This is a genomic window from Streptomyces gilvus, assembly GCF_022513565.1.
GTDB classification, from domain to species: Bacteria; Actinomycetota; Actinomycetes; order Streptomycetales; family Streptomycetaceae; genus Streptomyces; species Streptomyces gilvus.
In genome coordinates this window covers 1-25,924 of the sequence record NZ_JAKWBE010000050.1, presented here as the reverse complement: position 1 = coordinate 25,924, position 25,924 = coordinate 1, and the positions used below count along the sequence as shown (strand labels likewise).

Annotated in this window: 26 protein-coding genes; 16 read left to right on the top strand and 10 right to left on the bottom strand. The window is 70.2% G+C overall.

What is annotated here, in order from left to right:
- Window positions 1-66: 66 nt before the first annotated feature.
- Entirely contained in the window at window positions 67-1,167 is a 1,101-nt protein-coding gene (gene cobT, locus MKW14_RS39465; RefSeq protein ID WP_240871362.1) for a nicotinate-nucleotide--dimethylbenzimidazole phosphoribosyltransferase, read from the bottom strand.
- A 104-nt stretch (window positions 1,168-1,271) separates the two neighbouring features.
- Between cobT and MKW14_RS39460 the strand changes: the two genes are divergently transcribed.
- Entirely contained in the window at window positions 1,272-1,763 is a 492-nt protein-coding gene (locus MKW14_RS39460) for a methyltransferase domain-containing protein (RefSeq protein ID WP_240871360.1), read from the top strand.
- A gap of 77 nt (window positions 1,764-1,840) precedes the next feature.
- Here MKW14_RS39460 and MKW14_RS39455 read toward each other — a convergent pair whose 3' ends face one another.
- On the bottom strand, window positions 1,841-3,046 hold the full coding sequence (locus MKW14_RS39455; protein ID WP_240871359.1) for a bifunctional adenosylcobinamide kinase/adenosylcobinamide-phosphate guanylyltransferase: 1,206 nt from the start codon (window positions 3,044-3,046) through the stop codon (window positions 1,841-1,843).
- Between the two features lie 114 nt (window positions 3,047-3,160).
- Here MKW14_RS39455 and MKW14_RS39450 point away from each other — a divergent pair, with 114 nt between their 5' ends.
- The gene (locus MKW14_RS39450) at window positions 3,161-3,373 is read left to right on the top strand and encodes a hypothetical protein (RefSeq protein ID WP_133042923.1); all 213 of its coding nucleotides are present in this window, start codon (window positions 3,161-3,163) and stop codon (window positions 3,371-3,373) included.
- A 41-nt stretch (window positions 3,374-3,414) separates the two neighbouring features.
- Here MKW14_RS39450 and MKW14_RS39445 read toward each other — a convergent pair whose 3' ends face one another.
- The 3 genes from MKW14_RS39445 to MKW14_RS39435 all read right to left on the bottom strand — a co-directional run bounded on the left by MKW14_RS39445 (window position 3,415) and on the right by MKW14_RS39435 (window position 5,995).
- Window positions 3,415-4,482 (bottom strand): S1C family serine protease, encoded by a 1,068-nt coding sequence (locus tag MKW14_RS39445; RefSeq protein WP_240871356.1) that lies wholly within the window; start codon window positions 4,480-4,482, stop codon window positions 3,415-3,417.
- A gap of 56 nt (window positions 4,483-4,538) precedes the next feature.
- The gene (locus MKW14_RS39440) at window positions 4,539-5,240 is read right to left on the bottom strand and encodes a class I SAM-dependent methyltransferase (RefSeq protein ID WP_240871353.1); all 702 of its coding nucleotides are present in this window, start codon (window positions 5,238-5,240) and stop codon (window positions 4,539-4,541) included.
- Between the two features lie 83 nt (window positions 5,241-5,323).
- Complete coding sequence (locus MKW14_RS39435; protein WP_240871352.1) at window positions 5,324-5,995, bottom strand: DUF3043 domain-containing protein; 672 nt, start codon at window positions 5,993-5,995, stop codon at window positions 5,324-5,326.
- A gap of 218 nt (window positions 5,996-6,213) precedes the next feature.
- Between MKW14_RS39435 and MKW14_RS39430 the strand changes: the two genes are divergently transcribed.
- The 4 genes from MKW14_RS39430 (at window position 6,214) to MKW14_RS39415 (ending at window position 9,277) form a co-directional block, all read left to right on the top strand.
- The gene (locus MKW14_RS39430; RefSeq protein WP_240871383.1) at window positions 6,214-6,978 is read left to right on the top strand and encodes a PspA/IM30 family protein; all 765 of its coding nucleotides are present in this window, start codon (window positions 6,214-6,216) and stop codon (window positions 6,976-6,978) included.
- Window positions 6,979-7,010: 32 nt separating this feature from the next.
- Window positions 7,011-7,289: a PspA-associated protein PspAA gene (pspAA, locus tag MKW14_RS39425; protein WP_240871381.1), complete on the top strand. Its 279-nt coding sequence runs from the start codon at window positions 7,011-7,013 to the stop codon at window positions 7,287-7,289.
- 87 nt (window positions 7,290-7,376) lie between these two features.
- Window positions 7,377-8,600, top strand: a complete 1,224-nt coding sequence (locus tag MKW14_RS39420; RefSeq protein WP_240871351.1) for a sensor histidine kinase — start codon at window positions 7,377-7,379, stop codon at window positions 8,598-8,600.
- Window positions 8,597-9,277 carry a response regulator gene (locus MKW14_RS39415; protein ID WP_240871350.1) on the top strand — a complete coding sequence of 227 codons (681 nt, stop codon included), beginning with the start codon at window positions 8,597-8,599 and terminating at the stop codon, window positions 9,275-9,277. Before MKW14_RS39420 ends, MKW14_RS39415 begins: the two co-directional genes overlap by 4 nt.
- Window positions 9,278-9,281: 4 nt before the next feature.
- Here the strand turns inward: MKW14_RS39415 and nadA are convergent, their stop codons facing one another.
- Window positions 9,282-10,466 (bottom strand): quinolinate synthase NadA, encoded by a 1,185-nt coding sequence (gene nadA / locus MKW14_RS39410; protein WP_240871349.1) that lies wholly within the window; start codon window positions 10,464-10,466, stop codon window positions 9,282-9,284.
- 242 nt (window positions 10,467-10,708) lie between these two features.
- Between nadA and MKW14_RS39405 the strand changes: the two genes are divergently transcribed.
- Window positions 10,709-11,065, top strand: a complete 357-nt coding sequence (locus MKW14_RS39405) for an iron-sulfur cluster assembly accessory protein (protein WP_030582488.1) — start codon at window positions 10,709-10,711, stop codon at window positions 11,063-11,065.
- 86 nt (window positions 11,066-11,151) lie between these two features.
- On the opposite strand, the gene MKW14_RS39400 is transcribed toward MKW14_RS39405, so the two are convergent.
- Window positions 11,152-13,410 (bottom strand): hypothetical protein, encoded by a 2,259-nt coding sequence (locus MKW14_RS39400; protein ID WP_374116663.1) that lies wholly within the window; start codon window positions 13,408-13,410, stop codon window positions 11,152-11,154.
- Window positions 13,411-13,597: 187 nt separating this feature from the next.
- Window positions 13,598-13,807, bottom strand: a complete 210-nt coding sequence (locus MKW14_RS39395; protein ID WP_133042913.1) for a hypothetical protein — start codon at window positions 13,805-13,807, stop codon at window positions 13,598-13,600.
- 133 nt (window positions 13,808-13,940) lie between these two features.
- On the opposite strand from MKW14_RS39395, the gene MKW14_RS39390 reads away from it, so the two are divergent.
- The gene (locus MKW14_RS39390) at window positions 13,941-14,915 is read left to right on the top strand and encodes a carbohydrate kinase family protein (RefSeq protein ID WP_240871348.1); all 975 of its coding nucleotides are present in this window, start codon (window positions 13,941-13,943) and stop codon (window positions 14,913-14,915) included.
- A 16-nt stretch (window positions 14,916-14,931) separates the two neighbouring features.
- Here the strand turns inward: MKW14_RS39390 and MKW14_RS39385 are convergent, their stop codons facing one another.
- Window positions 14,932-16,308: a cysteine desulfurase/sulfurtransferase TusA family protein gene (locus tag MKW14_RS39385; RefSeq protein ID WP_240871347.1), complete on the bottom strand. Its 1,377-nt coding sequence runs from the start codon at window positions 16,306-16,308 to the stop codon at window positions 14,932-14,934.
- A gap of 242 nt (window positions 16,309-16,550) precedes the next feature.
- Here MKW14_RS39385 and ctaC point away from each other — a divergent pair, with 242 nt between their 5' ends.
- The 4 genes from ctaC to MKW14_RS39365 all read left to right on the top strand — a co-directional run bounded on the left by ctaC (window position 16,551) and on the right by MKW14_RS39365 (window position 21,129).
- Window positions 16,551-17,513, top strand: a complete 963-nt coding sequence (ctaC, locus tag MKW14_RS39380; protein ID WP_240871346.1) for an aa3-type cytochrome oxidase subunit II — start codon at window positions 16,551-16,553, stop codon at window positions 17,511-17,513.
- Window positions 17,510-19,246 (top strand): aa3-type cytochrome oxidase subunit I, encoded by a 1,737-nt coding sequence (gene ctaD / locus MKW14_RS39375; protein WP_240871345.1) that lies wholly within the window; start codon window positions 17,510-17,512, stop codon window positions 19,244-19,246. The genes ctaC and ctaD overlap by 4 nt, the downstream gene beginning before the upstream one ends.
- The gene (locus tag MKW14_RS39370) at window positions 19,243-19,641 is read left to right on the top strand and encodes a cytochrome c oxidase subunit 4 (RefSeq protein WP_240871344.1); all 399 of its coding nucleotides are present in this window, start codon (window positions 19,243-19,245) and stop codon (window positions 19,639-19,641) included. The genes ctaD and MKW14_RS39370 overlap by 4 nt, the downstream gene beginning before the upstream one ends.
- 132 nt (window positions 19,642-19,773) lie before the next feature.
- A complete protein-coding gene (locus tag MKW14_RS39365) occupies window positions 19,774-21,129 on the top strand; it encodes a L,D-transpeptidase (protein ID WP_240871343.1) in 1,356 nt (451 codons plus the stop codon).
- On the opposite strand, the gene MKW14_RS39360 is transcribed toward MKW14_RS39365, so the two are convergent.
- Window positions 21,126-21,530, bottom strand: coding sequence for a response regulator (locus MKW14_RS39360; RefSeq protein WP_240871342.1), 405 nt, complete (start codon window positions 21,528-21,530; stop codon window positions 21,126-21,128). The two genes, MKW14_RS39365 and MKW14_RS39360, sit on opposite strands and share 4 nt — an antisense overlap.
- A 145-nt stretch (window positions 21,531-21,675) precedes the next feature.
- On the opposite strand from MKW14_RS39360, the gene ctaE reads away from it, so the two are divergent.
- From ctaE to qcrB, 4 genes are all read left to right on the top strand, one after another.
- A complete protein-coding gene (gene ctaE, locus MKW14_RS39355) occupies window positions 21,676-22,296 on the top strand; it encodes an aa3-type cytochrome oxidase subunit III (RefSeq protein ID WP_240871341.1) in 621 nt (206 codons plus the stop codon).
- A gap of 80 nt (window positions 22,297-22,376) precedes the next feature.
- Window positions 22,377-23,186 carry a cytochrome bc1 complex diheme cytochrome c subunit gene (gene qcrC / locus MKW14_RS39350; protein ID WP_240871340.1) on the top strand — a complete coding sequence of 270 codons (810 nt, stop codon included), beginning with the start codon at window positions 22,377-22,379 and terminating at the stop codon, window positions 23,184-23,186.
- On the top strand, window positions 23,183-24,238 hold the full coding sequence (gene qcrA, locus MKW14_RS39345; RefSeq protein ID WP_133042903.1) for a cytochrome bc1 complex Rieske iron-sulfur subunit: 1,056 nt from the start codon (window positions 23,183-23,185) through the stop codon (window positions 24,236-24,238). Before qcrC ends, qcrA begins: the two co-directional genes overlap by 4 nt.
- Window positions 24,235-25,869 (top strand): cytochrome bc1 complex cytochrome b subunit, encoded by a 1,635-nt coding sequence (gene qcrB, locus MKW14_RS39340; protein WP_240871337.1) that lies wholly within the window; start codon window positions 24,235-24,237, stop codon window positions 25,867-25,869. The genes qcrA and qcrB overlap by 4 nt, the downstream gene beginning before the upstream one ends.
- Window positions 25,870-25,924 lie beyond the last annotated feature (55 nt).

The following is a 25,924-nucleotide window of genomic DNA, read 5'->3' as shown; positions in this document are numbered from 1 at the left end:
GGGATGCCCGGCTGAACCCGTCCATCTTTCGTCTGCCGTGCGGCCGACTTTCGGCTGTCGTGCCGCCTACTCCGTCGCTTCCTTCTCGACTTCCGCGGTCTTCTCGTCGTCCCCGGGAACCTCGGGCTTCTCCGGCAACTCCGCGGACAGCGCCGCAGCGGCCTGCACCAGCGGCAGCGCGAGCAGCGCGCCCGCGCCCTCGCCGACGGTCACCCCCTGGGTCAGCAGCGGCTCCAGCGCCATCCGGTCCAGCGCCTTCGCCTGCCCCGGCTCCCCGCTGTCGTGCCCCGCCAGCCACCAGTCCGGCGCCCGGAACGCGATCCGCTGGGCCACCAGCGCGGCGGCGGACACCACGACCCCGTCCAGGATCACCGGCGTCTTGCGCACCGCGCTCTGCAGCAGGAAGCCCGTCATCGCGGCGACGTCGGCCCCGCCCACGCTCGCCAGCAGCTGCAGCTGATCCCCGAGCACCGGCCGGGCCCGCCGCAACGCGTCCCGGATCGCCGCGCACTTGCGCATCCACGCCAGGTCGTCGATCGCGAGCCCGCCCCGCCCGGTCACCACGGAGGCGTCGGTCCCGCACAGCGCGGCGATCAGCACGCCCGCCACCGTCGTCCCGCCCACGCTCACATCGCCGAGCACCACCAGATCCGTACCGGAGTCGGCCTCCTCGTCGGCGACGGCGACCCCCGCCCGGAACGCCGCCTCGGCCTCCTCCAGGGTGAGCGCGTCCTCGATGTCGATCCGTCCGCTGCCGCGCCGCACCCGGTGCCGTACGACCTCGTCCGGAAGCGAGTCCGGGTCGCAGTCCAAGGACATGTCGACGATCCGCACCGGCACCCCGAGCCGCCGGGCCAGCACCGACACCGGACGGCCGCCCTCCAGCACCTCGCGGACCAACTCGCCGGCGCCGCCCGGGCGTCGCGCGGAGACACCCAGCTCGGCGACCCCGTGGTCACCGGCGAAGAGCACCACCCGGGGCCGCTCGATCGGCCGCACCGGTACCGCGGACTGGGCCGCGGACAGCCACTCACCCAGGTCGTCGAGGCGGCCCAGCGACCCGGGCGGCACGACCTGACGCTCCCGGCGCGCCTCGGCGTCGCGGCGCACCCCGCCGTCGGGGCGCTCGATCAGATCGGTGAAGTCGTCGAGATTAAGCGAGCTCATTCGCCGAACAGTACCGGCACCGGTCGAACAGGACGGCGCCACATGGCCATCACGCGCCTCCCACGTCGTTGCCCGCCACAGCAGTACACCTTATGTTCCTTTTTGTGGGCATTTTGGTACGTCTCCTCACCGACCTCGACCGACGACGCCGCCACCGCGGAGCGGCCCGAGCGGTCCGCAACCTCCTCCCCGAACCCGAGAGCTGGCTGGACGTGGCCACGGGCGACGCGGCCTTCCCGGAAACCGCCCGACGCCTGTTCCCCTACACCTCCTTCGACGGCACGGACCCGACCCCCCGAGTCGCCCACGCCCAGGCGGAGGAAAAGGTGGAGATGGCCTACGTGGGCCCCCTGACCCACCCTCACATCGCAACGGCGGTCAGATCCCGCTACGACGTGGTGACCCTCCTGCACACCCCGGCCTCCCGAGAGGAACTCAGAACGGCGGTGACAGCCCTACGCCCGTCGGGCCTCCTGCTGGTCGAGACACCCTGCGCGAACGCCCTGCGCACCGAACTCGAGTCCCAGGGCTGCCAGATCCTCAGCTCGAAGACACGCCGCCTTGTCGCACGCCGGGTCCCTGCAACGCCCCGTTAGGGGCGCGGGGCTGTATCGATGTACGGCTCCGCCGCGCGGCCGCGACCAGCCCCCACCGGCCCGCGGCCAAAGAACCGTCACCCCCGCAAAACCACCGCCTGCCCCGCAACCACCAGCACGACAGCCTCACACTCCGCCCCGAACGCCGCGTTCAACCGCCCCAACTCATCCCGATACCGCCGCCCGGAAGCCGTAGCGGGCACGATGCCCGACCCCACCTCGTTGGACACGGCGACAACGGTCCGCCGAGCCGCCCGCACCGCCGACGTCAACTCCCGCACCCGCTCCCGGAGGGCACGCTCCCCCTCGTCCGCCCACACCGCGTCGTCCCACGCCCCGACGGAGTCCATCGCGTCCGTCAGCCACAGCGACAGACAGTCGATCAGCAACGGTGCCCCCTCCTCCTTCAACAACGGCACCAGATCGCACGTCTCGACCGTCCGCCACGACCCCGGCCGCCGCTCCCGGTGCGCGGCGACCCGCGACGCCCACTCGGTGTCCCCGCCGCGCGTCCCGCCCGTCGCCACGTACAGCACGTCGGGGAAGGCCTCCAGCCGCCGCTCGGCCTCCACCGACTTCCCCGACCGCGCCCCGCCGAGCACCAGCGTCCGGCGCGGCACGTCGGGCACGTCCTCGTACACGCCGACCGTCAGCGTCGACCCGTCCGGCACGGTCCGCGCCCCCGCCGTCGCGAGCCGCCGTCGCAACTCCGCGCCGGGCGGCACGTCGTGGTCCAGATGGACGGCGACGACGTCCGTGGTCGGCCCGAGCGCGCCGACCGCCCGCAGCTTCGCCAGCGCGTCCGGCCGCCCCACGACGTCGGCGAGCACCATGTCGTACGACTCCACGGAGCCGTTCGCCTCCAGCCCGGCCGGCGCGCCCCCGGGCGGGAGGTACAGCAGCCGCCGGCCGTTCGGCCCGGTCACGGCGTAGCCGGTGCCGGGCGCGTCCAACGCCACCGCGCGCACCCGATGCCCCGTCAGCAGCGCCAACTCCCGTCCGTCCGGCACCCGCCCCGGCTGCGGCAGACCGGCGGGGACCTCGACGGGCGGTCCGTCGTGCGGGTGGGACAGCAGCACCTGGCGTACGCCGCCCAGGGAGTGCCCGGCCCGCGCGGCCGCGAAGGCGGCGCCCGGCGTCAGGTCGAGCAGCAGCGTGCCGTCCACGAGGACGGCGGTCGCCGCCCGCGCGTCCTCGCCGAGCGCTACCGCGCAGGCGGCGCAGGGGCAGTCGGGGCGGGGCAGTCCCAGGGGGGCACCGGTACCGAGCAGAGTCACTTCCACGGAAGTGATTTTCGCGTGTCTGCGCAGGTGTTGCCCGTCCGACTAGTCTTCAGGGCAGGAGCCGGACCAAGATCCGGCTTCTCCTTTGCAGGTGCTCATACACGGGAGGCGTACATGGCGTCATGGACGTGGCGGTTCGAGAAGGCCGACGGGGCGGAGGTCCCCCCCGCGGTGCAGCCCGAGGAGTTCACCACGCAGGGGGACGCCGAGTCCTGGATCGGGGAGCACTGGAAGGCACTGCTGGAGGGCGGCGCGGACCAGGTGCGGCTGTTCGAGGACTCCACGGAGATCTACGGGCCGATGAGCCTGCGCTCCGCCGAGGCGTAAGCCGTACGGACGAGGGGGCGGCCCGCCGGCCGCCCCCGCCGTCACTGCTCGCCGAGCGTCACGTCCGTCTTCTGCTCACTTCCGCCCCGGGTGTACGTCACGGTCGTGCGCTCGCCCGGCTTGTCCTGGGCCAGCGCCTCGGTCAGGGAGGTGATCGTCGTGATGTCCGTGTCACCCAGCCGGGTGATGATGTCCCCGGCCCTGATCCCGGCCTTGTCGGCCGCCCCGCCGCTCTTGACCGACACCACGGCGACCCCGGCCGGCTGGTAGTTCTCGTCGACCACCGTGCGGCCCGTGATGCCGAGCGCGGCCCGGCCGGAGTCGGTGACCTTGCCGCTCTTGACGATCTGGTCGGCGATCGTCTTCACCGTCGAGGCGGGGATCGCGAACCCGATGCCCGGCGCCGCGCTGTCCCCGAAGGTGGGGTCGACGGCCGCCAGCGTCGGGATGCCGATGACCTGGCTGTCCAGGTTGACCAGGGCGCCGCCGCTGTTGCCGGGGTTGATGGCGGCGGACGTCTGCACCATGTTGGCGATCGTCGCGCCCGTACCGCCCCCGCCGCCGCCCTCGGTGACGGTCCGTCCGGTCGCCGAGACGATGCCCTGGGTGACGCTGGACGACAGGCCGAGCGGTGAGCCCATCGCCAGCACGATCTGGCCGACCTGGACCTTCGAGGAGTCCGCGAACGTCGCCGCCTTCAGCCCGCTCGGCACCTTGTCCAGCTTGATCACGGCCAGGTCCTGCTGCGGGTAGGAGTAGACGAGCCGGGCGGTGAGCGTGTCCTCGCTGTTGGCGGTCGTCACCTTGAAGGACTTCTCCTCGCCGACGACATGCGCGTTGGTGACGATGTGCCCCTTGTCGTCGTACACCACCCCCGAGCCCAGGTCGTTGCTTGCCTGGATCTGCACGACGGACGGCAGTACGTCCTTGATCACCCGCTGGTAGTCGCCCTGCAGATCGCTGCCGGACTTCTGCGCGAGGGCCTGCCCGGCCTGCGTGGTGGACGTCTCCGAGCGGCCGGAGGAACCGGAGCCGGAGCACCCGCTCACCAGTGCGAGGACGGCGAGGGGGGTGAGCAGACGCAGGGCACGGATACGGGTGATGTCCATGCCCCGAGTGTCTCTGCGGGACGGAGGTCCGGCCTGTGCTGCACGCCCGAACGGGCTCAGCCGCGCACTCCGCACAGGTGCAGCAGCGCGGCGACCCGGCGGTACGGGTCCGTCCGTCCCGCCCGCTCCTCGGCGGCCAGCAGCGTCTCCACGTCGGCCGGTGGCTCCGTGTCGTCGGCCGCGGTGTCCGTGAAGACCCGGACGCCGTACCAGGTGTGCAGGGGCGCGCCGATGCCGGCGAGGGTCGCTGTCAGGGTCTCCAGGCGGTCGGCGCGGACGTCGAGGCCGAGGCGGTTGGTGTACGACACGGTGTCGAAGGCGGCGAGGGCGCCGGCCCAGTCGCCGTGCAGCCCGGGCCGCATGGCCAGGGCGTCGGCGTTGCGCACCAGCAGCGACAGCAGACCCCCATGGGCGAGCATCCGGGCGAGCCCCGCGAGCAGCGCGTCCGGATCCTCGACGTACATGAGCACGCCATGACAGAGCACCACGTCGAAGCTGCCGGGCAGGAAGTGCACGCCCGTGTCCCGGCCGTCGCCCTCGATGATCCGCACCCGCTCCCGGATGCCCTCCGGTTCCGCGGCGAGGGCCTCCCGGGCCACCGCGACCATGGTGGCGTCCTGCTCCACACCGGTCACCTGGTGTCCGGCCCGGGCCAGCCGCAGCGCCTGCGTGCCCTGGCCCATCCCGACGTCCAGCACCCGCAGCCGCTGCCCGACCGGGAAGCGCCCCACTATCTGCTCGTCGAGCTGCCGGGCCACCAGCTCCTGCCGTACGGCGTTGCGCAGCCCGCCCAGCTTCTGCAGCCAGGATCCGGCCGCACCCCCGGAGAACGACGTCGTGCTCAGGGCCGCTCTCCGCGCTTGACCTGCGGCTTCGGTAGCCGGAGCCGGCGCATCTGGAGGGAGCGCATCAGGGCGTACCGGGTGGCGCCCTTGCGGCCTTGGTCCGGGAAGCGCTCGGCGAGCGCCTTGCGCAGCCGGAAGGCGCTGACGGCCGCGTCGATCACGATCGCCACGATCACGATCAGCCACAGCAGCAGCGCGATGTTCTGCAGGGCGGGCACCCGTACGACGCTCAGCACCAGGATGACCACGGCCATGGGCAGGAAGAACTCGGCCACGTTGAAGCGCGAGTCGATCCAGTCGCGGGCGAACTTGCGCACCGGGCCCTTGTCCCGGGCGGGCAGATACCGCTCGTCACCGCCCGCCAGCGCCTGGCGCTGCCGCTCCAGCGCGGAACGGCGCTCCTCGCGCTGACGCTTGGCGGCGTCCTTGCGCGTCAGCGTCGTGTTGGCGACGCTGCGGCGCTGGGACTGGGCCTCACTGCGCTTGGGCGTGGGGCGGCCCTTGGGGGCCTGCGGGTCACGGGGCTGCTTGGAGTCGGTCAGCGACGCCTTGTCGGCGCCGGCCTTCTCTTCCTTGGCACGGCTACGGAACACAAAACCCAAGGGTACGGGGTGCCCGGGGTTGGACCCCAGCCCCGCGGGGAACGATCCGGCAACACCAGTCGTCATGTAAGGGACAGAGGGGGCGGTTTCCCCAGGGGCACACCTACTCCCTACGCCGGAGCGGGTGGGGACGCAGTCGTCCTTGGGGATGAGCGCATCCGTCCCCGAACAGTGCGTCAATGGATGCAGGGCCCGTACTGTGGGTTCTGTCGCAGAGCTGGAGCTGGAAGTCCGTCAGAAGGGGGCGCGCGAAGCCCATGAGCGGTGTCATGAAGCGTATGGGGATGATCTTCCGCGCGAAGGCGAACAAGGCCCTTGACCGGGCCGAGGACCCGCGCGAAACCCTCGATTACTCGTACCAGAAGCAGCTGGAGCTGCTGCAGAAGGTGCGCCGCGGTGTCGCCGACGTGGCGACCAGCCGCAAGCGCCTGGAGCTGCAGCTCAACCAGCTCCAGTCGCAGTCCTCCAAGCTGGAGGACCAGGGCCGCAAGGCGCTCGCGCTGGGCCGCGAGGACCTGGCCCGCGAGGCGCTGTCCCGGCGCGCGGCGCTCCAGCAGCAGGTGACCGACCTCGAGACGCAGCACGCGACGCTCCAGGGCGAGGAGGAGAAGCTCACCCTGGCGGCCCAGCGGCTGCAGGCCAAGGTGGACGCCTTCCGCACCAAGAAGGAGACGATCAAGGCCACCTACACCGCCGCCCAGGCCCAGACCCGTATCGGCGAGGCCTTCTCCGGCATCTCGGAGGAGATGGGCGACGTCGGGCTGGCGATCCAGCGCGCGGAGGACAAGACCGCGCAGCTCCAGGCCCGGGCCGGCGCGATCGACGAGCTTCTCGCCTCGGGCGCGCTGGACGACCAGTCCGGCATGCACAAGGACGAGATCCAGGCCGAACTGGACCGGATCTCCGGCGGCTCGGACGTGGAGCTGGAGCTGCAGCGCATGAAGGCGGAGCTGGCCGGGGGTTCCTCCCAGCAGGCGATCGAGGGCGGCAGCGGGCAGGCTCAGTCCCAGCAGCAGCCACAGGACACCCCGCGCTTCGACAAGCAGTAGGGGGTCACCCCCAGGAGGCCGAGATGGGCGACATGGTCGTCAGGATCATGGGCGAGGGGCAGGTGAGGCTGGCCGACAGCCACCTCGCCGACCTCAACAAGCTGGACGACGAGCTCCTCAGGGAAATGCAGAACGGCGACGGCCCCGGCTTCCGCCGGACCCTGGCGGCCCTCCTCGCCAAGGTCCGGGAACTGGGCACCCCGCTCCCGGACGACTCCCTGGAACCCTCCGAACTGATCCTTCCCTCCTCCGACGCGACCCTGGAGGAGGTCCGCGACCTCCTCAGCGACGACGGGCTGATTCCGGGCTGAGAGCGCGCGGGAGGCCGGCGCGTCCGCCGGCCTCGAGTACCGCCTGCGGCAGTTCCGGCGCGGTGCGGCGCCCCGTACTGTGCAATCGTGAGCGCCACCCTCGAACGCACCCGCCACCGCCTGCGGGCCCACCCCCTCGCGCTGGACGCGGTCCTGGCGGCCGGGGTCCTCGTCTGCATGGTGGCCGCCTCCTTCGCGGACGGGCACGGCAGACACGGCGTCGCCTCGGGCATCCGCACCCCGGACCCGCTCGCCCTCGCGCTGATGACCCTCGGCGCGCTCGCCCTGGTCTTCCGCCGTCGGGCCCCGCGTACCGTCCTCGCGCTCACCGGCGCCGTCTGCCTCGTCGAGTGCGTCGTCGGAGACCCCCGCGCCCCGGTCGCCATGTCCGCCGTCGTCGCCCTGTTCACCGTGGCCGTGACCACCGACCGCGCCACCACCTGGCGCCTCGGCCTGCTCACGATGACCCTCCTGACCGGCGCCTCGATGCTCTTCGGCCCGCTGCCCTGGTACGCCCAGGAGAACCTCGCCATCTTCGCCTGGACCGGTATCGGCGCGACCGCGGGCGACGCCGTCCGCAGCCGCAAGGCCGCCGTCCAGGCCATCCGGGACCGAGCCGAGCGGGCGGAACGCACCCGCGAGGAGGAGGCCCGCCGCCGGGTCGCCGAGGAGCGGCTGCGCATCGCCCGGGACCTGCACGACGTCGTCGCCCACCACATCGCCCTGGTCAACGTGCAGGCCGGCGTCGCGGCCCATGTCATGGACAAGCGGCCCGACCAGGCCAAGGAGGCCCTCGCCCACGTCCGCGAGGCCAGCCGCTCCGCGCTCAACGAACTCCGCGCCACCGTCGGCCTGCTGCGGCAGTCCGGCGACCCCGAGGCCCCCACCGAACCCGCCCCCGGCCTCCACCGCCTCGACGAACTGGTCGGCACCTTCCGCAGCGCGGGCCTCCATGTCGAGGTCGCCCGCGCCGACCAGGACACCACCCTCCCGGCCGCCGTCGACCTCGCCGCCTACCGCGTCATCCAGGAAGCCCTCACCAACGTCCAGAAGCACGCCGGAACCGAGGCGAAGGCCGAGGTCAGCGTCGTGCGGGTCGGACCGAACATCGAGATCACGGTCCTCGACGACGGCGCCGGCCGGGACGACGACCCCGAGCACGGCGGCGGCCACGGTCTGCTCGGCATGCGGGAACGCGTCAGCGCCCTGCGCGGCACCCTCACCACCGGCCCCCGCTACGGCGGCGGCTTCCGCGTCCATGCGATCCTGCCGGTCAAGACCCGCACGGCCACCACCGGGGGAAGCGCATGACCATCCGCGTCCTGCTAGCCGACGACCAGGCGCTGCTGCGCAGTGCCTTCCGGGTGCTCGTCGACTCCGAGCCCGACATGGAGGTGGTCGGCGAGGCGTCCGACGGCGCGGAGGCGGTGCGGCTGGCGAAGCAGGAGCGGGCCGACGTCGTGCTGATGGACATCCGGATGCCCGGCACCGACGGCCTCGCCGCCACCCGCATGATCAGCACCGACCCCTCCCTCGCCCACGTCAGGATCGTCATCCTGACCACGTTCGAGGTCGACGACTACGTGGTGCAGTCCCTGCGCGCGGGCGCCTCGGGCTTCCTCGGCAAGGGCAGCGAGCCGGACGAACTGCTCAACGCCATCCGGATCGCGGCCGGCGGCGAGGCACTGCTCTCCCCGGCCGCCACCAAGGGCCTGATCGCCCGCTTCCTCGCCCAGGGCGACCCCTCCGACGGCCAGGACCCCGTCCGCTCCCAGCGCCTCGACGCGCTCACCGTCCGCGAGCGCGAGGTCTTGGTCCAGGTCGCCGGCGGCCACTCCAACGACGAGATCGCCGAACGGCTCGAGGTCAGCCCGCTCACCGTGAAGACCCACGTCAACCGGGCCATGGCCAAGCTGGGCGCGCGCGACCGCGCCCAGCTGGTGGTGATCGCGTACGAGTCCGGACTCGTCCGCCCCAGGACGGACTGAGTCCTTACGGCAGCGCCAGCATCCGCTCCAGCGCCAGCTTCGCGAACGCCTCCGTCTCCTTGTCGACCTCGATCCGGTTGACCAGGTTGCCCTCGGCCAGCGACTCCAGGGCCCAGACCAGGTGCGGCAGGTCGATGCGGTTCATGGTCGAGCAGAAGCAGACCGTCCGGTCGAGGAAGACGATCTCCTTGCCCTCCGGGGCGAAACGGTTCGCGAGCCGGCGTACGAGATTGAGCTCGGTGCCGATGGCCCACTTGGAGCCCGCCGGGGCCGCCTCCAGGGCCTTGATGATGTACTCCGTGGAACCGACGTGGTCGGCCGCCGCGACGACCTCGTGCCGGCACTCGGGGTGGACCAGGACGTTCACGCCCGGGATGCGTTCGCGCACGTCGTTCACCGAGTCCAGCGAGAACCGGCCGTGCACCGAGCAGTGGCCGCGCCACAGGATCATCTTCGCGGCGCGCAGCTCGTCGGCGCTCAGCCCGCCGTTCGGCTTGTGCGGGTTGTAGACGACGCAGTCCTCAAGGGACATGCCCATGTCCCGCACGGCCGTGTTGCGGCCCAGGTGCTGGTCGGGCAGGAACAGCACCTTCTCGCCCTGCTGGAAGGCCCACTCCAGCGCCTTCCTCGCGTTCGAGGACGTGCAGATCGTGCCGCCGTGCTTGCCGGTGAACGCCTTGATGTCGGCGGAGGAGTTCATGTACGACACCGGCACGACCTGCTCGGCCACGCCGGCCTCGGTCAGCACGTCCCAGCACTCGGCGACCTGCTCGGCCGTCGCCATGTCGGCCATCGAGCAGCCCGCGGCGAGGTCGGGCAGGACCACCTTCTGGTCGTCCGACGTCAGGATGTCCGCGGACTCCGCCATGAAGTGCACACCGCAGAACACGATGTACTCCGCCTCCGGGCGCGCGGCCGCGTCCCGGGCCAGCTTGAAGGAGTCGCCCGTGACGTCCGCGAACTGGATGACCTCGTCGCGCTGGTAGTGGTGGCCGAGGACGAACACCTTGTCGCCGAGCTTCTCCTTGGCCGCGCGGGCGCGCTCGACCAGGTCGGGGTCGGACGGCGAGGGCAGGTCACCGGGACACTCGACACCGCGCTCGCTCTTCGGGTCGGCCTCCCGGCCGAGGAGCAGCAGGGCGAGAGGAGTCGGCTGTACGTCGAGCTCCGGGGTCTGGGCGGTGGTCACGACACGCACCCTTTCTACTTTTCGTCGATCTGACGCTATCTATCATAACCCGGTTCACGTCACTTTGACGATGGTCATAGCGTCGATGTGACGTGAATCCCGATGGGTCGTTTTCCGCTCGCCATCCCGTGTGCGAGCATGAAGAGGACGCCGAAAGACAGGCGCCGGCCCGGAATGAATCCGCGGCCTTGCCGGTTGGAACAGTCGGCAAGCAGTCTCCGTACAACCCGGGAGAGATGTAGATGTCCGTATCGGACGAGACCAGCACCGTCACCGACGGCATCATCCTGTCCGACGCCGCCGCGGCGAAGGTCAAGGCCCTGCTCGACCAGGAAGGCCGTGACGACCTGGCCCTGCGCGTCGCCGTCCAGCCCGGCGGCTGCTCCGGCCTGCGCTACCAGCTCTTCTTCGACGAGCGTTCGCTCGACGGGGACGTGGTGAAGGACTTCGGCGGCGTCAAGGTCGTCACCGACCGCATGAGCGCCCCGTACCTGGGCGGCGCGTCCATCGACTTCGTGGACACGATCGAGAAGCAGGGCTTCACGATCGACAACCCGAACGCGACGGGCTCCTGCGCCTGCGGTGACTCCTTCAGCTAAGCCTTGTCGAGCTGCTGAACAACCGAACAAGCCGAAGGCGGCGGCCCCCTCCGACAGGGCCGCCGCCTTCGCGCCTTCCCGGCGGGTCAGCGCACCCCCGCCGACGTCCGCGGCAGCCGCGCTCCCGGCTTCACCTGCGGGATCTCCTTGCCGTCGGAGCCCACGACCTTGCGGTCGCCGAGCGGTTCGTCCAGGTGCACGATCCGCGTCATCTCCTTGGCGATCATGATGCAGACCTTGTCCTTCCACGGCGTCTCGGTCACCGTGACGGTCACCTTGTCGGAGCTCTCGGTCGCCTTCGCGTCGTAGTCGCCGCAGACACCGCCCGTGAAGGTCACGGTCAGCGTCGTGCCGGTGGCCAGATAACCGTCGACCTTGACGTCCCGCGTGGCCGGCGCCTCGGTGCCCGACGGGGTGGGCTGGGCGGAGGGCGAGTCGGAGGCCAGGTACTTCGGGTCGATCGCCGGGTACGTCACCGTGAACGTGTTCTGCGCGCCCGCCGCCCGCACCTGGAACAGCCAGGACGGCACCAGCGCCGGCCGGCCGGCCACGGTCTGCGAGGCCAGCCCGAACACCGCGTGCTCCACCGTGGCCGCGTTCTGCGCCGGCGAGGCCGTCGCGGCCGACGTCGACTGCCCGCACGGCGCCTCGAAGCGGTCCTTCAGCGGTACGGGGGTGGCGCAGCCGCCGATGCCCATGCGGTGGTCGGTGCGCGGCGCCGCGTTGAGCAGGTCCAGCGTCCTGCGCGCGCTCAGCACGGGGTACGTGTCCCCCTTGACCGGTGTGCTCAGCTGGCCGCTGCCGCCGACCACCTCGCCCTGCGCGCCGATGGTCAGCCCCGTGGTCCGGCCGTACGTCGGCAGCCCGCCCACCACCGGGTCGGCGTTGACCACCCGCTGGGCGCCCATGACCTGGCTCGCGTCCACCTTCGCGTCGTCCTCACCCAGCGCCTTCAGCACCGGCGCCGCGGCCTTCTTCGCGGCCGCCGCGCTGATCGTGTCGACGGACGGGTTCGCGGGGTCCTTGGGGGTGCACACGGTGACGCCCTGACAGGCGTCGGTCCCGGCCGCGTACCGGTGGAAGGTCCAGGTGCCGGGTGTCTGCCGGTTCACCACCAGGCTGGGCCCGGAGCCGTCCTTGTTCGGCCCCACCTGCCAGGCCTGCCCCTGGGCCACGGGCGTCCCGTCCAGCCCCAGCGCCTTCGCCAGCCGGGCCACCTGGTCCTTGGTGACGTCACCCGTCACGCGGTACACGGGCGCCGAGTCCGGCCCGTCGGGCAGCGAGCCGTCCGCCCGGTACGTCACGCCGTACGGATTGGGCTCCCCGGGCGCGATCCCGTTCGTACCGCCCGAGCCGTAGCCGTCGAGGGCCAGCGGCGGAGGAGTGTCGTCCCCGGACGCCCCGGCCCCCGTACGACCGCCGGAGCCGTCGGACGCGGAGGCCGCGAGGTAGGCCCCGCCACCACCGACGAGCAGAACGGCGGCGGCCACGGAGGCGATGAGAACGGGGGAGCGCCGACGGGACGGCGCCTCAGTGCGGCTCTCGTGGGGGCCGGGGACTTCGCTGGGAGGCACGGCCTCGGGACGGTCGACGCCGCCGCCCGAGCCGAAACCCTCGCCGAGCGCGGCGGTTTCGCGGGGGAGGGAGGCGCCGGGGAGGCCTGCCTGGGCTTCTTCGGCCGCGGGGGAGCCGGCGGGGGTACTCCCGTCGCCTGCGGAGGCCTGCTCCGCGCCGGGCTCAAGGGGAGCGCCGGACGCGCCGGACGCGCCGGACGCGCCTGACTCGACGGGCACGGTGGGCTTGGCGCTTCCGGCGCCGCCGGCGCCTTGGGAGCGGGAGGTGTCGACCTGTTCCCGGCCCCCCGAACCCTTGCCCGCCGGCACCTCCGCGCCCCCGAACCCCACGCCGCCCCGATTCTCCGGGCCGTCCGACTCCTCACCTGCCGTGCTGCCGACGGCGTCCGTACCCTCGCCGGCCTGGGGCTCGGGGTCGTCCGCGATCTCGTCTGCCGTGGTGCCTATGGCGTCCGTGCCCTCGTCGGCCCGGCTCTCCGGGTCGTCCGCGTTCTCGCCTGCCGTGGTGTCTACGGCGTCCGCGCCCTCGTCGGCCCTGCCTTCCAGGACGTCCGGGTTCTCACCTTCGCGGGTCCGCACGGCGTCCGGGGCCGGGGCGGCCTGGTCAGCCCCAGCGGCCGGTGTTTCCCCGGCCTCCCGCTCGGCGTCAGGAGCGGTCCCGGCGGGGTGGGCACCGGCGGGAGGGGCGGCGTGCAGGGCGCCGCGCTCCTCCTCGTCGCCCCGCTCCTCGGCGGAGCCGGCGGTGTCGTTGTCGGGTCGCTCGGTGTTCACCGCATCGCTCCTTCGGCTGTGCACTGTCCCTGTGACCCTGACCCGGCCCTGTCAAAAAGGTCGGCCGGAGGGTCGTATCGCGCATCCCCTCGACGGGGGACGGCGATGGGACGCACCGGGGGAGCGCACGGTTCCCGGAAACGCGCCTATCCGGACTACGGCCGCCGATTCGGCCGCCGTGGCACGCTCAGTCGCCGTAGTCCGACATCGCGTCCAGCAGCCGGGCGGACGTCGACGGCACGGTCACGCCGTGGATCAGGGACGGGGAGACGGGCCGGGCGGCGATCCGGTCGGGCACGGCCCAGTGGGGAGCCATCCGCGCGCAGTCGCCCCGCAGCGACGCGAGGTCGCCTTCCAGGTCGACCGGGACCGGGGAGTGGACCTTGAGGTTCGTCATAACGGAACCGTATGCACGCCCGACGCTGTGAAGAAAGATCTACTATCGGGTAGTTTTGGCGCCTTCAGTGCTCCGCTACGACCCGGTAGCGTGAACCGTCAACCCAGTTTCTCCCTACAGGAGAGTCCACCCCGTGCGCATCGCAGTCACCGGCTCCATCGCCACCGACCACCTCATGACCTTCCCCGGCCGCTTCGCCGACCAGCTCGTCGCGGACCAGTTGCACACGGTCTCGCTCTCCTTCCTGGTCGACAACCTCGACGTACGCCGGGGCGGCGTCGGCGCGAACATCGCCTTCGGCATGGGCCAGCTCGGCACGAACCCCATCCTCGTCGGCGCGGCCGGCTTCGACTTCGACGAGTACCGCGCCTGGCTCGACCGGCACGGCGTCGACACCGACTCGGTCCGGATCTCCGAGACCCTGCACACCGCCCGCTTCGTGTGCACCACGGACTCCGACCACAACCAGATCGGCTCCTTCTACACGGGCGCGATGAGCGAGGCCCGGCAGATCGAGCTGAAGACGGTCGCCGACCGGGTGGGCGGGCTCGAGCTCGTCCTGATCGGCGCCGACGACCCCGAGGCGATGCTCCGGCACACCGAGGAGTGCCGCTCCCGCTCGATCCCCTTCGCCGCCGACTTCTCCCAGCAGATCGCCCGGATGAACGGCGACGAGATCCGGATACTGCTGGAGGGCGCGACCTACCTGTTCTCCAACGAGTACGAGAAGGGGCTCATCGAGTCCAAGACCGGCTGGAGCGACGGCGAGATCCTCGCCAGGGTCGGCCACCGGGTCACCACGCTCGGCTCGCGCGGCGTCCGTATCGAGCGCGTCGGCGAGAACCCGATCGAGGTCGGCTGCCCCGAGGAGGAGCGCAAGGCGGACCCGACCGGCGTGGGCGACGCCTTCCGCGCCGGCTTCCTGTCCGGCCTCGCCTGGGGCGTCTCCCTGGAGCGCGCGGCCCAGGTCGGCTGCATGCTGGCGACCCTCGTCATCGAGACGGTCGGCACCCAGGAGTACCAGCTGCGCCGCGCCCACTTCATGGACCGCTTCACCAAGGCATACGGCGACGAGGCCGCCGCCGAGGTCCAGAAGCACCTGTTCTAGCGGCCCGTAGCAGCGGCTAGGAGACCCGGCGGACCAGATAGGCCGAGCCCCGGTCCGCCGGCTCCTCACCCACGTACTCCTGCCCCCGCATCGCACACCACGCCGGGATGTCCAGGCGGGCCGCCTCGTCGTCGGCGAGCACCCGCACCGTGCCGCCCACCGGCACGTCCCCGATGACCTTGGCCAGCTCGATGACGGGCAGCGGGCACAGCTTGCCCAGGGCGTCCACCACGAGGGCGCCCTCCTCGCGCACGGTCGTCGGCACCGGAGCGCCCAGCTTCTCCCGCACCCCGCTCACCGCCCCCGGCAGAACCTCCAGGAACCGCTCCACGTCGGCCTCGGTCGTGCCCATCGGCAACGAGATCCGCACATTCCCCTCACTCAGCACCCCCATCGCCCTCAGCACATGGCTGGGCGTCAGCGTGCTGCTGGTACAGGACGAACCGGAGGAAACGGAGAAACCGGCGCGGTCCAGCTCGTGCAGCAGAGTCTCCCCGTCGACATAGAGACACGAGAAGGTGACGATCCCGGGCAGCCGCCGCTCCGGATCGCCCACCACCTCCACGTCCGGCACCAGCTCCGGCACCCGCGCCCGGATCCGCGCCGTCAGCTCCCGCAGCCGTACCGCCTCTTGCGCCGCCTCGGCCCGGACGGCCCGCAGCGAGGCGGCCGCCGCCACGATCGCCGGGATGTTCTCGAACCCGGCCGCCCGCCCCGACTCGCGCTCGTCCGCGGGCCCTTGCACGGCGAACCGCACCCCCTTGCGCACGGCGAGCAGCCCGACGCCGGCGGGCCCGCCCCACTTGTGCGCGCCGGCCGTGAGCAGCGACCAGTCGCCGTCGACCGCCCCCCACCCCAAGGACTGCGCGGCGTCCACGAGCAACGGCACCCCCGCCGCCCGGCACGCCTCGGCCACCTCCGCCACGGGCTGCACGGTCCCCACCTCGTGGTTGGCCGACTGCAGACAGGCCAGCGCGGTGTCCGGCCGGAGTGCGGCGGCGTACTCCGACGGGTCCACGGCCCCCTGCCGCCCTACCGCCACCTGGGTGACCGTCCCACCGCCGGCTTCGTGCGCGTCAGCGGCATGCAGCACCGAGGAATGTTCGACGGCAGACACGATCAGGTGACCCCCGACCCGTCGCCGCCCGGCCAACGCCCCCGCCATCCCGCTGTGTACGGCCCCCGTACCGGAAGAGGTGAAGCTGAGTTCGTCCGCCCGGCACCCAACGGCTTCGGCGGCCGTCTCCCGCGCGGCGTCCAGCAGCATCCGGGCCCGCCGTCCTTCCCTGTACAGACGTGCGGGATCGGCCCATCCTTCGTCCAAGGAGGCCAACAGTGCTTGACGAGCCACGGGATGCAGAGGGGCGCTGGAAGCGGCGTCAAAGTAGGACACACGCCAACGCTAACCCCAGGGGCGCGGGGAACTGCGCGACCAGCCACAACGTACCCGCGGCCGCCAATTCAGCGAACCCCCTACTCAGTAGGCACCCCTCCCGCTGAACCCTCGGAGAGCGTCGGCTAGGGTTTGGTCCGCATAAACATCCAAACCCCTGCCCGACGCAGGGCGGCGACCGACCAGATGAGAAGGCAGGCCGCAGCCGATCCGCGCGGGCGAGACTCTCGGGAAGGCGCTACGTGAGTCCCAACGGCTCCGACCGCTCGCCGCGGCGCCCGATGCGGCGGAAGCTGCTGCAGGCAATGACCGCGGGCCTGGTCCTGGCGACCGCCACCGGTTGCACATACAAGGACTTCCCCCGCCTTGGTATGCCCACCCCGACCACGGAAGAGGCTCCGCGGATCCTCTCCCTGTGGCAGGGCTCCTGGGCTGCCGCGCTCGCCGTCGGCGTGCTGGTGTGGGGTCTGATCATCTGGAGTGCGATCTTCCACCGGCGCAGCCGCACCAAGGTCGAGGTTCCTCCGCAGACCCGGTACAACATGCCCATCGAGGCGCTGTACACGGTGGTCCCGCTCATCATCGTCTCCGTGCTGTTCTACTTCACGGCACGTGACGAGTCGAAGCTCCTCAGCCTCACGGACAAGAAGCCCGACGTGACCGTCAACGTCGTGGGCTACCAGTGGAGCTGGGGCTTCAACTACATCACTCCGGTTCCCGGGGTGACGGGCGACGCGAAGACCGACCCGAACCTGGCGAACATCCCGGACAGGTTCAAGAACGCGTTCCCGGCCAACGCCGGCGGCGTCTACGACGTCGGCACGCCCGCCACGCGGAACCCGCAGACCGGCAACCCGGGCCCGACCCTGTGGCTGCCCAAGGGCAAGACGGTCCGCTTCGTCCTCACCTCGCGTGACGTCATCCACTCCTTCTGGGTGGTGCCGTTCCTGATGAAGATGGACGTCATCCCGGGCCACACCAACTCCTTCCAGGTGACCCCCAACAAGGAGGGCACCTTCCTGGGCAAGTGCGCCGAGCTGTGCGGCGTCGACCACTCCCGGATGCTGTTCAACGTGAAGGTCGTCTCCCCGGAGCGCTACGAGCAGCACCTCAAGGACCTCGCCAAGAAGGGGCAGACCGGTTACGTTCCCGCCGGCATCGCGCAGACGAGCCACGAGAAGAACCGGGAGACGAACAACCTGTGAGCATCCTCAACGAACCCCAGGGTGCCGCGGCAGCTGAGGGACACTACTCAGACGAGCTGCCGGTCCGGCGCAAGCAGCCCGGCAACGTTGTGATCAAGTGGCTCACCACCACTGACCACAAGACGATCGGGACGCTCTACCTCGTCACGTCGTTCGCGTTCTTCCTGATCGGCGGTGTGATGGCGCTGCTGATGCGCGCCGAACTCGCCCGGCCTGGTCTGCAGATCATGTCGAACGAGCAGTTCAACCAGGCGTTCACGATGCACGGCACGATCATGCTGCTGATGTTCGCGACGCCGCTGTTCGCCGGCTTCACGAACTGGATCATGCCGCTGCAGATCGGCGCCCCGGACGTGGCCTTCCCCCGGCTGAACATGTTCGCCTACTGGCTGTACCTGTTCGGCTCCACCATCGCCGTGGGCGGCTTCCTCACCCCGCAGGGCGCGGCCGACTTCGGCTGGTTCGCTTACTCCCCGCTGTCAGACGCGGTCCGTTCCCCGGGCGTCGGCGCCGACATGTGGATCATGGGTCTGGCCTTCTCCGGCTTCGGCACCATCCTCGGCGCGGTCAACTTCATCACCACCATCATCTGCATGCGCGCGCCGGGCATGACCATGTTCCGCATGCCGATCTTCGTGTGGAACGTGCTGCTGACCGCGGTGCTGGTCCTGCTCGCCTTCCCCGTCCTGGCCGCCGCGCTGTTCGCGCTGGAGGCGGATCGGAAGTTCGGGGCACATGTCTTCGACTCGGCCAACGGCGGAGCGTTGCTGTGGCAACACCTCTTCTGGTTCTTCGGCCATCCCGAGGTGTACATCATCGCGCTGCCGTTCTTCGGCATCATCAGTGAGGTCATCCCGGTCTTCTCCCGCAAGCCGATGTTCGGCTACATGGGCCTGATCGGCGCGACCATCGCCATCGCCGGCCTGTCGGTGACGGTGTGGGCGCACCACATGTACGTCACCGGCGGTGTGCTGCTGCCGTTCTTCTCCTTCATGACGTTCCTCATCGCCGTACCCACCGGCGTGAAGTTCTTCAACTGGATCGGCACCATGTGGAAGGGGTCCCTGAGTTTCGAGACCCCGATGCTCTGGGCGACCGGCTTCCTCATCACCTTCACCTTCGGTGGTCTGACCGGCGTCATCCTGGCCTCGCCGCCGATGGACTTCCATGTCTCCGACTCGTACTTCGTGGTGGCGCACTTCCACTACGTCGTCTTCGGCACCGTGGTGTTCGCGATGTTCTCCGGCTTCCACTTCTGGTGGCCGAAGATGACCGGCAAGATGCTCGACGAGCGGCTCGGCAAGATCACGTTCTGGACGCTGTTCATCGGCTTCCACACCACGTTCCTGGTGCAGCACTGGCTGGGCGCCGAGGGCATGCCGCGTCGTTACGCCGACTACCTGGCGGCCGACGGCTTCACCGCGCTGAACACGGTCTCCACGATCGGCTCGTTCCTGCTCGGCATGTCGATCCTGCCGTTCCTCTACAACGTGTGGAAGACGGCCAAGTACGGCAAGCCGGTCGGCGTCGACGACCCGTGGGGCTACGGCCGCTCCCTGGAGTGGGCGACCTCCTGCCCGCCGCCGCGGCACAACTTCCTCACCCTGCCGCGGATCCGCAGCGAATCCCCGGCGTTCGACCTGCACCACCCCGAGATCGCGGCCCTCGACCAGCTGGAGAACGCGCCTCACGGTGACAAGGCCCTCGCTGGTGGCAAGGAGGCCGGCAAGTGAAGATCCAGGGCAAGATGTTCATGTGGCTGAGCGCCTTCCTGCTCGTCATGGCGGTCGTCTATGGCGTGTGGTCGAAGGAGCCGGCCGGCACCACGGCCCTCTTCCTGGCCTTCGGTCTGAGCATCATGGTCGGCTTCTACCTGGGCTTCACCGCCCGGCGGGTCGACGCGGGTGCGATGGACAACAGGGACGCGGACGTCGCGGACGACGCCGGCGAGGTCGGGTTCTTCAGCCCGCACAGCTGGCAGCCGCTCGCCCTCGGCGTCGGTGGCGCGCTGGCCTTCCTGTCGGTCGCGATCGGCTGGTGGCTGCTGTACTTCTCGGCGCCGGTGATCCTGGTCGGCCTGTACGGCTGGGTCTTCGAGTACTACCGCGGTGAGAACCGCACCCAGTAGCACGCGCTGAGCGGTTCTGGAGCCCGGACACTCCGTCAGGAGCGTCCGGGCTCCTGCTTTTGCCGCAATCTCTGTCCCTCGTACGAGTCACCCAGCGCGCCGCGATTGACGACGCTCCCTAGCGTCGCATTCATGAACCACACTGTGTCCTCTCGCGGCGCAGGCGTCGGTGTCGAGGACGCGACCGTGCTCGACCCTTCGGGCCTGCGCGCGCTCGCGCCCTCGACACCGACGCGCCTACGCACCCGCACCATCGTCAGCTGCACCCTGCTGGTGATCGCCCTCGGCGCGGGCGGCACCGCTTGCGGCAGCGGCGGCAACCCGCTGACCGACAAGCCGTACGACGCGTCGGACCAGCTCTCCTTCAACGGCCCCACCGAAGAGGGCAAGAAGGCCGACCCGGACAAGCCCCTCGAGGTCACCGCCGAGGACGGCGACGGCCGTATCACGGACGTCGTCGCCATGGACGCCACCGGCCGCTATGTGACGGGCGAACTCTCGGCCGACGGCACCCGCTGGCACAGCACCTCCCCGCTGGCCGCCGACGCCCACTACACGGTGCGGGTGAGCACCGAGGACGAGGACGGGGCGCCCGGCCGCAAGGTGCTCTCCTTCGACACCAGCAAACCGACCACCAAGAAGCGGCTGAAGGTCACCTTCGGCCCGGACTCGGGCACGTACGGCGTCGGCCAGCCCGTCACCGCCAAGCTGGACCAGCCGGTCAGCGACAAGGCGCAGCGAGCCGTCGTCGAACGCGCTCTCAGGGTCGACTCGGTCCCCGCCGTGCAGGGCGCCTGGTACTGGGTGGACGACAAGGAGCTCCACTACCGCCCCAAGGACTACTGGCCCGCGCACGCGACCGTGAGCGTGCGCAGCGACCTGGCCGGAGTGAAGATCGGCGACCGGCTGTGGGGCGAGAAGTCCAAGGCGCTGAAGCTGAGCATCGGCGACCGGATCATCGCCGTCACCGACGCCTCCTCCCACTCCCTGACGTTCTACAAGAACGACGAGGAGATCAAGGAGATCCCGGTCACCACCGGAAAGCCGGGCTTCGAGACCCGCAACGGCGTCAAGGTGGTGCTCGGCAAGGAGTACTTCGTACGGATGCGCAGCGCCACCGTCGGCATCGCCGAGGGCTCCGCGGACTCGTACGACCTGCCCGTCTACTACGCCACCCGTCTCACCTGGAGCGGCGAGTACGTGCACGCGGCCCCCTGGTCCACCGGCTCCCAGGGCTACGCCAACGTCTCCCACGGCTGCACCGGCATGAGCACCGCCAACGCCGAGTGGTTCTTCGACAACGTCCACGAGGGCGACGTCGTCAAGGTGGTGAACTCCAACGGCGACAGCATGGAGCCGTTCGGCAACGGCTTCGGCGACTGGAACCTCGACTGGAAGCAGTGGCGCAGTGGCAGCGCCCTGGTCGCGGGCGCCCTGGACGCGCCGAGCCCGGCGGAACAGGCCCGGCTGCGTCCGCAGAGCGTCTAGGCGCTCTGCTGAAGGCTCCTGCGCCGCAGCAGGCCCGCCAGCGCCGCGGCGAACTCCACCGGGTCCACAGGGAGCGTCACAGCGGCGTCCGCCCGGCTCCAGGTCGCCAGCCACGCGTCCTGGGGGCGGCCGATCAGCAGCAGCACCGGCGGGCAGTCGAAGACCTCGTCCTTGATCTGCCGGCACACGCCCATGCCGCCCATCGGCACGGCCTCGCCGTCCAGCACGCAGACGTCGATACCGCCCCTGTCCAGCTCGGTGAGGACGGCGGCCGGGGTCGCGCACTCGACGAACTCCACGACGGGGACGTCCGGGGCCGGCCTGCGCCCGGTCGCCAACCGGACCTGTTCGCGGGTGTTGGAGTCGTCGCTGTAGACCAGCACCGTGGCGGTCGGCTGCATTGTTCCTCCGAGACGTCTGCGTCGTGGGGAAAGGCCCGTTGCCGGGGATGCTACTCCGTTCAACACCACGTCAACCACGGTACGAACCGGAGCAACACTCCGAACGGCACCCCCCGGAGTGAGGGCGGGATAAGCGACCGACATAATGTCGGTCGTGGCGACAGCAACGACAGTAGATACCGGGCACGCGCACCCGTCGGTCAACCGGCCGAACCTCACCAGCGTCGGAACCATCATCTGGCTGAGTTCCGAGCTGATGTTCTTCGCGGCCCTCTTCGCGATGTACTTCACCCTGCGATCGGTGACCGGTCCGGACCACTGGAAGGAGATGGCGAGCCATCTCAACCTTCCGTTCTCCGCGACCAACACCACGATCCTGGTGCTCTCCTCCCTCACCTGCCAGCTCGGCGTCTTCGCCGCCGAACGCGGTGACGTGAAGAAGCTCCGGGGCTGGTTCATCGTCACCTTCGTCATGGGTGCGATCTTCATCGGCGGTCAGATCTACGAGTACACGGAGCTGGTGAAGAAGGACGGGCTCTCCCTGTCCTCCGACCCGTACGGCTCCGTGTTCTACCTGACCACCGGCTTCCACGGCATGCACGTGACAGGCGGCCTCATCGCCTTCCTGTTCGTCCTCGGCCGCACCTACGCGGCCAAGAGGTTCACGCACGAACAGGCGACCGCGGCCATCGTCGTGTCCTACTACTGGCACTTCGTCGATGTCGTGTGGATCGGCCTCTTCGCCACGATCTACCTGATCAAGTAGCCGGGCCAGTTCCCGCGTGCGCCCGCACGGCGCACATCCCTAAAGCATCGACGCAGAAGATCCTGACACCGGGGTAATCCGTGAAAAAGCTCTCCGCACGACGACGCCATCCGCTGGCGGCGGTCGTCGTCCTCCTCCTCGCGCTGGCGGCCACTGGGGGGCTGTACGCCACGCTCGCGCCCGCGAGCCAGGCGAAGGCCGACGACACCGCCCAGTCCCTCGCCATCGACGAGGGCAAGAAGCTCTACTCCGTGGGCTGCGCTACGTGCCACGGAACCGGTGGGCAGGGGTCCTCCGACGGTCCGAGTCTCGTCGGCGTGGGCGCCGCGGCCGTCGACTTCCAGGTCGGCACCGGCCGTATGCCGGCCCAGCAGCCGGGCGCTCAGATCCCGCGCAAGAAGGTCATCTACACGCAGGCCCAGATCGACCAGCTCGCGGCGTACATCGCCTCGCTGGGCGCCGGCCCGTCCGTCCCCACGAAGGCCCAGTACGGCCCGGACGGCGCCGACATCGCCAAGGGCGGCGAGCTGTTCCGCACCAACTGCGCGCAGTGCCACAATTTCACCGGCAAGGGTGGTGCGCTGACGCACGGCAAGTTCGCGCCGAGCCTCGAGGGCGTCGCGCCGAAGCACATCTACGAGGCCATGCAGACCGGCCCGCAGAACATGCCGTCGTTCCCCGACACCACGCTGACCGAGCAGAACAAGAAGGACATCATCGCGTACCTGAACGCGGTCAACGGAGGCAACACCGAGAGCCCCGGCGGTCTTGAGCTGGGCGGACTCGGCCCGGTCTCCGAAGGCCTGTTCGCCTGGATCTTCGGACTCGGCGCGCTGATCGCGGTCGCCGTCTGGGTCGCCGCTCGGACCGCAAAGGCCAAGAAGTCATGAGTAGCCAAGACATTCCAGAAGAGAACCTGCCCGCTGAGCAGGACGCGCACGGCGCGGTAAGCGTCGCGGACGACAAGGACCCCTTCGCGGATCCCGGTCTGCCCCCGCACGAGCACCGGATCCAGGACATCGACGAGCGGGCCGCCAAGCGGTCCGAGCGTGTGGTGGCCATGCTGTTCACGGTGTCGATGCTGGCCACGGTCGGCTTCATCGCCTCGTACGTGGCGATCCCGCACGACAAGGCGATCTACGTCTTCCCGATCGGCCACATCAACGCGCTGAACTTCGCGCTCGGTCTGACCCTGGGCGTCGCGCTGTTCTCCATCGGCGCGGGCGCGGTCCACTGGGCCCGCACCCTGATGTCGGACGTGGAGATCGCCGACGAGCGGCACCCGATCGAGGCGTCGCCCGAGGTCAAGGCCAAGGTCATGGCCGACTTCAAGCAGGGCGCCAAGGAGTCCGCGCTCGGCCGCCGGAAGCTGATCCGCAACACCATGTTCGGCGCGCTGGCCCTGTTCCCGCTCTCCGGCGTCATGCTGCTGCGCGACCTCGGCCCGCTGCCCGGGACCAAGCTCCGCCACACCCTGTGGTCCAAGGGCAAGCTGCTCGTCAACATGAACACCAACGAGCCGCTGCGTCCCTCCGACGTCGCGGTCGGCTCGCTCACCTTCGCCAAGCCCGAGGGCCTGGAGGAGAAGGACGAGGACTTCCAGACCCAGATCGCCAAGGCGGCGCTGATGATCGTCCGGCTCCAGCCGGAGAACATCAAGGACAAGCGCGAGCTCGACTGGTCCTACGAGGGCATCGTCGCCTTCTCGAAGATCTGCACCCACGTGGGCTGCCCGATCTCCCTGTACGAGCAGCAGACGCACCACGTGCTGTGCCCCTGCCACCAGTCCACCTTCGACCTCTCCGACGGTGCCCGGGTGATCTTCGGCCCCGCCGGTCACGCCCTGCCGCAGCTGCGCATCGGTGTGAACGACGAGGGCTATCTCGAGGCGCTCGGCGACTTCGAGGAGCCCGTCGGTCCTGCATTCTGGGAGCGCGGATGAGCACCAACGAGAACACCGCCACGCGGCGCGGCAAGGCGCCCGCCGGTGAGCGCGTCGCCGACTGGGCCGACGGCCGGCTGGGGATCTACTCCCTGGCCAAGACCAACATGCGCAAGATCTTCCCCGACCACTGGTCGTTCATGCTGGGCGAAGTGTGCATGTACAGCTTCCTCATCCTCATCCTCACGGGTGTGTATCTGACGCTGTTCTTCCACCCGTCGATGAACGAGGTGGAGTACCACGGCAGCTACATCCCGCTGCAGGGCCAGATGATGTCCGAGGCCTTCAACTCGACCCTGCACATCTCCTTCGACGTGCGCGGTGGTCTGCTGATCCGGCAGATCCACCACTGGGCCGCGCTGATCTTCCTCGCGGGCATGTTCGTGCACATGATGCGCGTGTTCTTCACCGGCGCGTTCCGCAAGCCGCGTGAGGTCAACTGGCTGTTCGGCTTCCTGCTGCTCGTCCTGGGCATGTTCACCGGCTTCACCGGTTACTCGCTCCCGGACGACCTGCTCTCCGGCACCGGTGTCCGCTTCATGGAGGGCGCGATCCTGTCCGTGCCGGTCGTCGGCACGTACCTGTCGATGTTCCTCTTCGGCGGCGAGTTCCCCGGCGGCGACTTCGTGGCCCGGTTCTACTCGGTCCACATCCTGCTGCTGCCGGGCATCATGCTCGGCCTGATGGTGGGCCACCTGATCCTGGTCTTCTACCACAAGCACACGCAGTTCGCGGGTCCCGGAAAGACGAACAACAACGTCGTCGGCATGCCGCTGCTGCCGGTGTACATGGCGAAGGCCGGCGGCTTCTTCTTCCTGGTCTTCGGCGTCATCACGGCCATCGCGGCGATCGCCTCGATCAACCCGATCTGGTCCATGGGCCCCTACCGTCCGGACCAGGTGTCCACCGGCGCCCAGCCCGACTGGTACATGGGCTTCTCCGAGGGCCTGATCCGTACGATGCCGGGCTGGGAGATCAACCTGTGGGGCCACACGCTCGTCCTGGGCGTGTTCATCCCGCTGGTGATCTTCCCGCTGGTCCTGGTCGCGATCGCGGTCTACCCGTTCATCGAGTCCTGGGTCACCGGCGACAAGCGCGAGCACCACATCCTGGACCGTCCGCGCAACGCCCCGACGCGCACCGCGTTCGGCGCCGCGTGGATCTCCTGGTACTTCGTGCTGATGATCGGCGGCGGCAACGACCTGTGGGCCACGCACTTCCACCTGTCGATCAACGCGATCACCTGGTTCGTGCGCGTCGGCTTCTTCGTCGTACCGGTCCTCGTCTTCATCGCCACCAAGCGGATCTGCCTCGGCCTGCAGCGCCGGGACAAGGACAAGGTGCTGCACGGGCGCGAGTCCGGCATCATCAAGCGCCTGCCGCACGGTGAGTTCATCGAGGTCCACGAGCCGCTCAGCCAGGAGGCGCTGCACACCCTCACGGCGCACGAGCAGTACAGGCCGGTCGAGATCGGCCAGACGGTCGACGCGAACGGCGTCGAGCGCAAGGTCAAGGGCTCCCAGAAGCTGCGCGCCAAGCTGAGCGAGGCGTACTACGGCGACGAGTCCCAGATCTCGAAGCCGACCGTCGAGGAGTACAAGGAGATCACGAGCGGCCACGGCCACCACTGATCACCGCTTGTCGCTGCGCTCGCCACGGCGCGGTGAAGGGCCCCGTCCGGTGTTC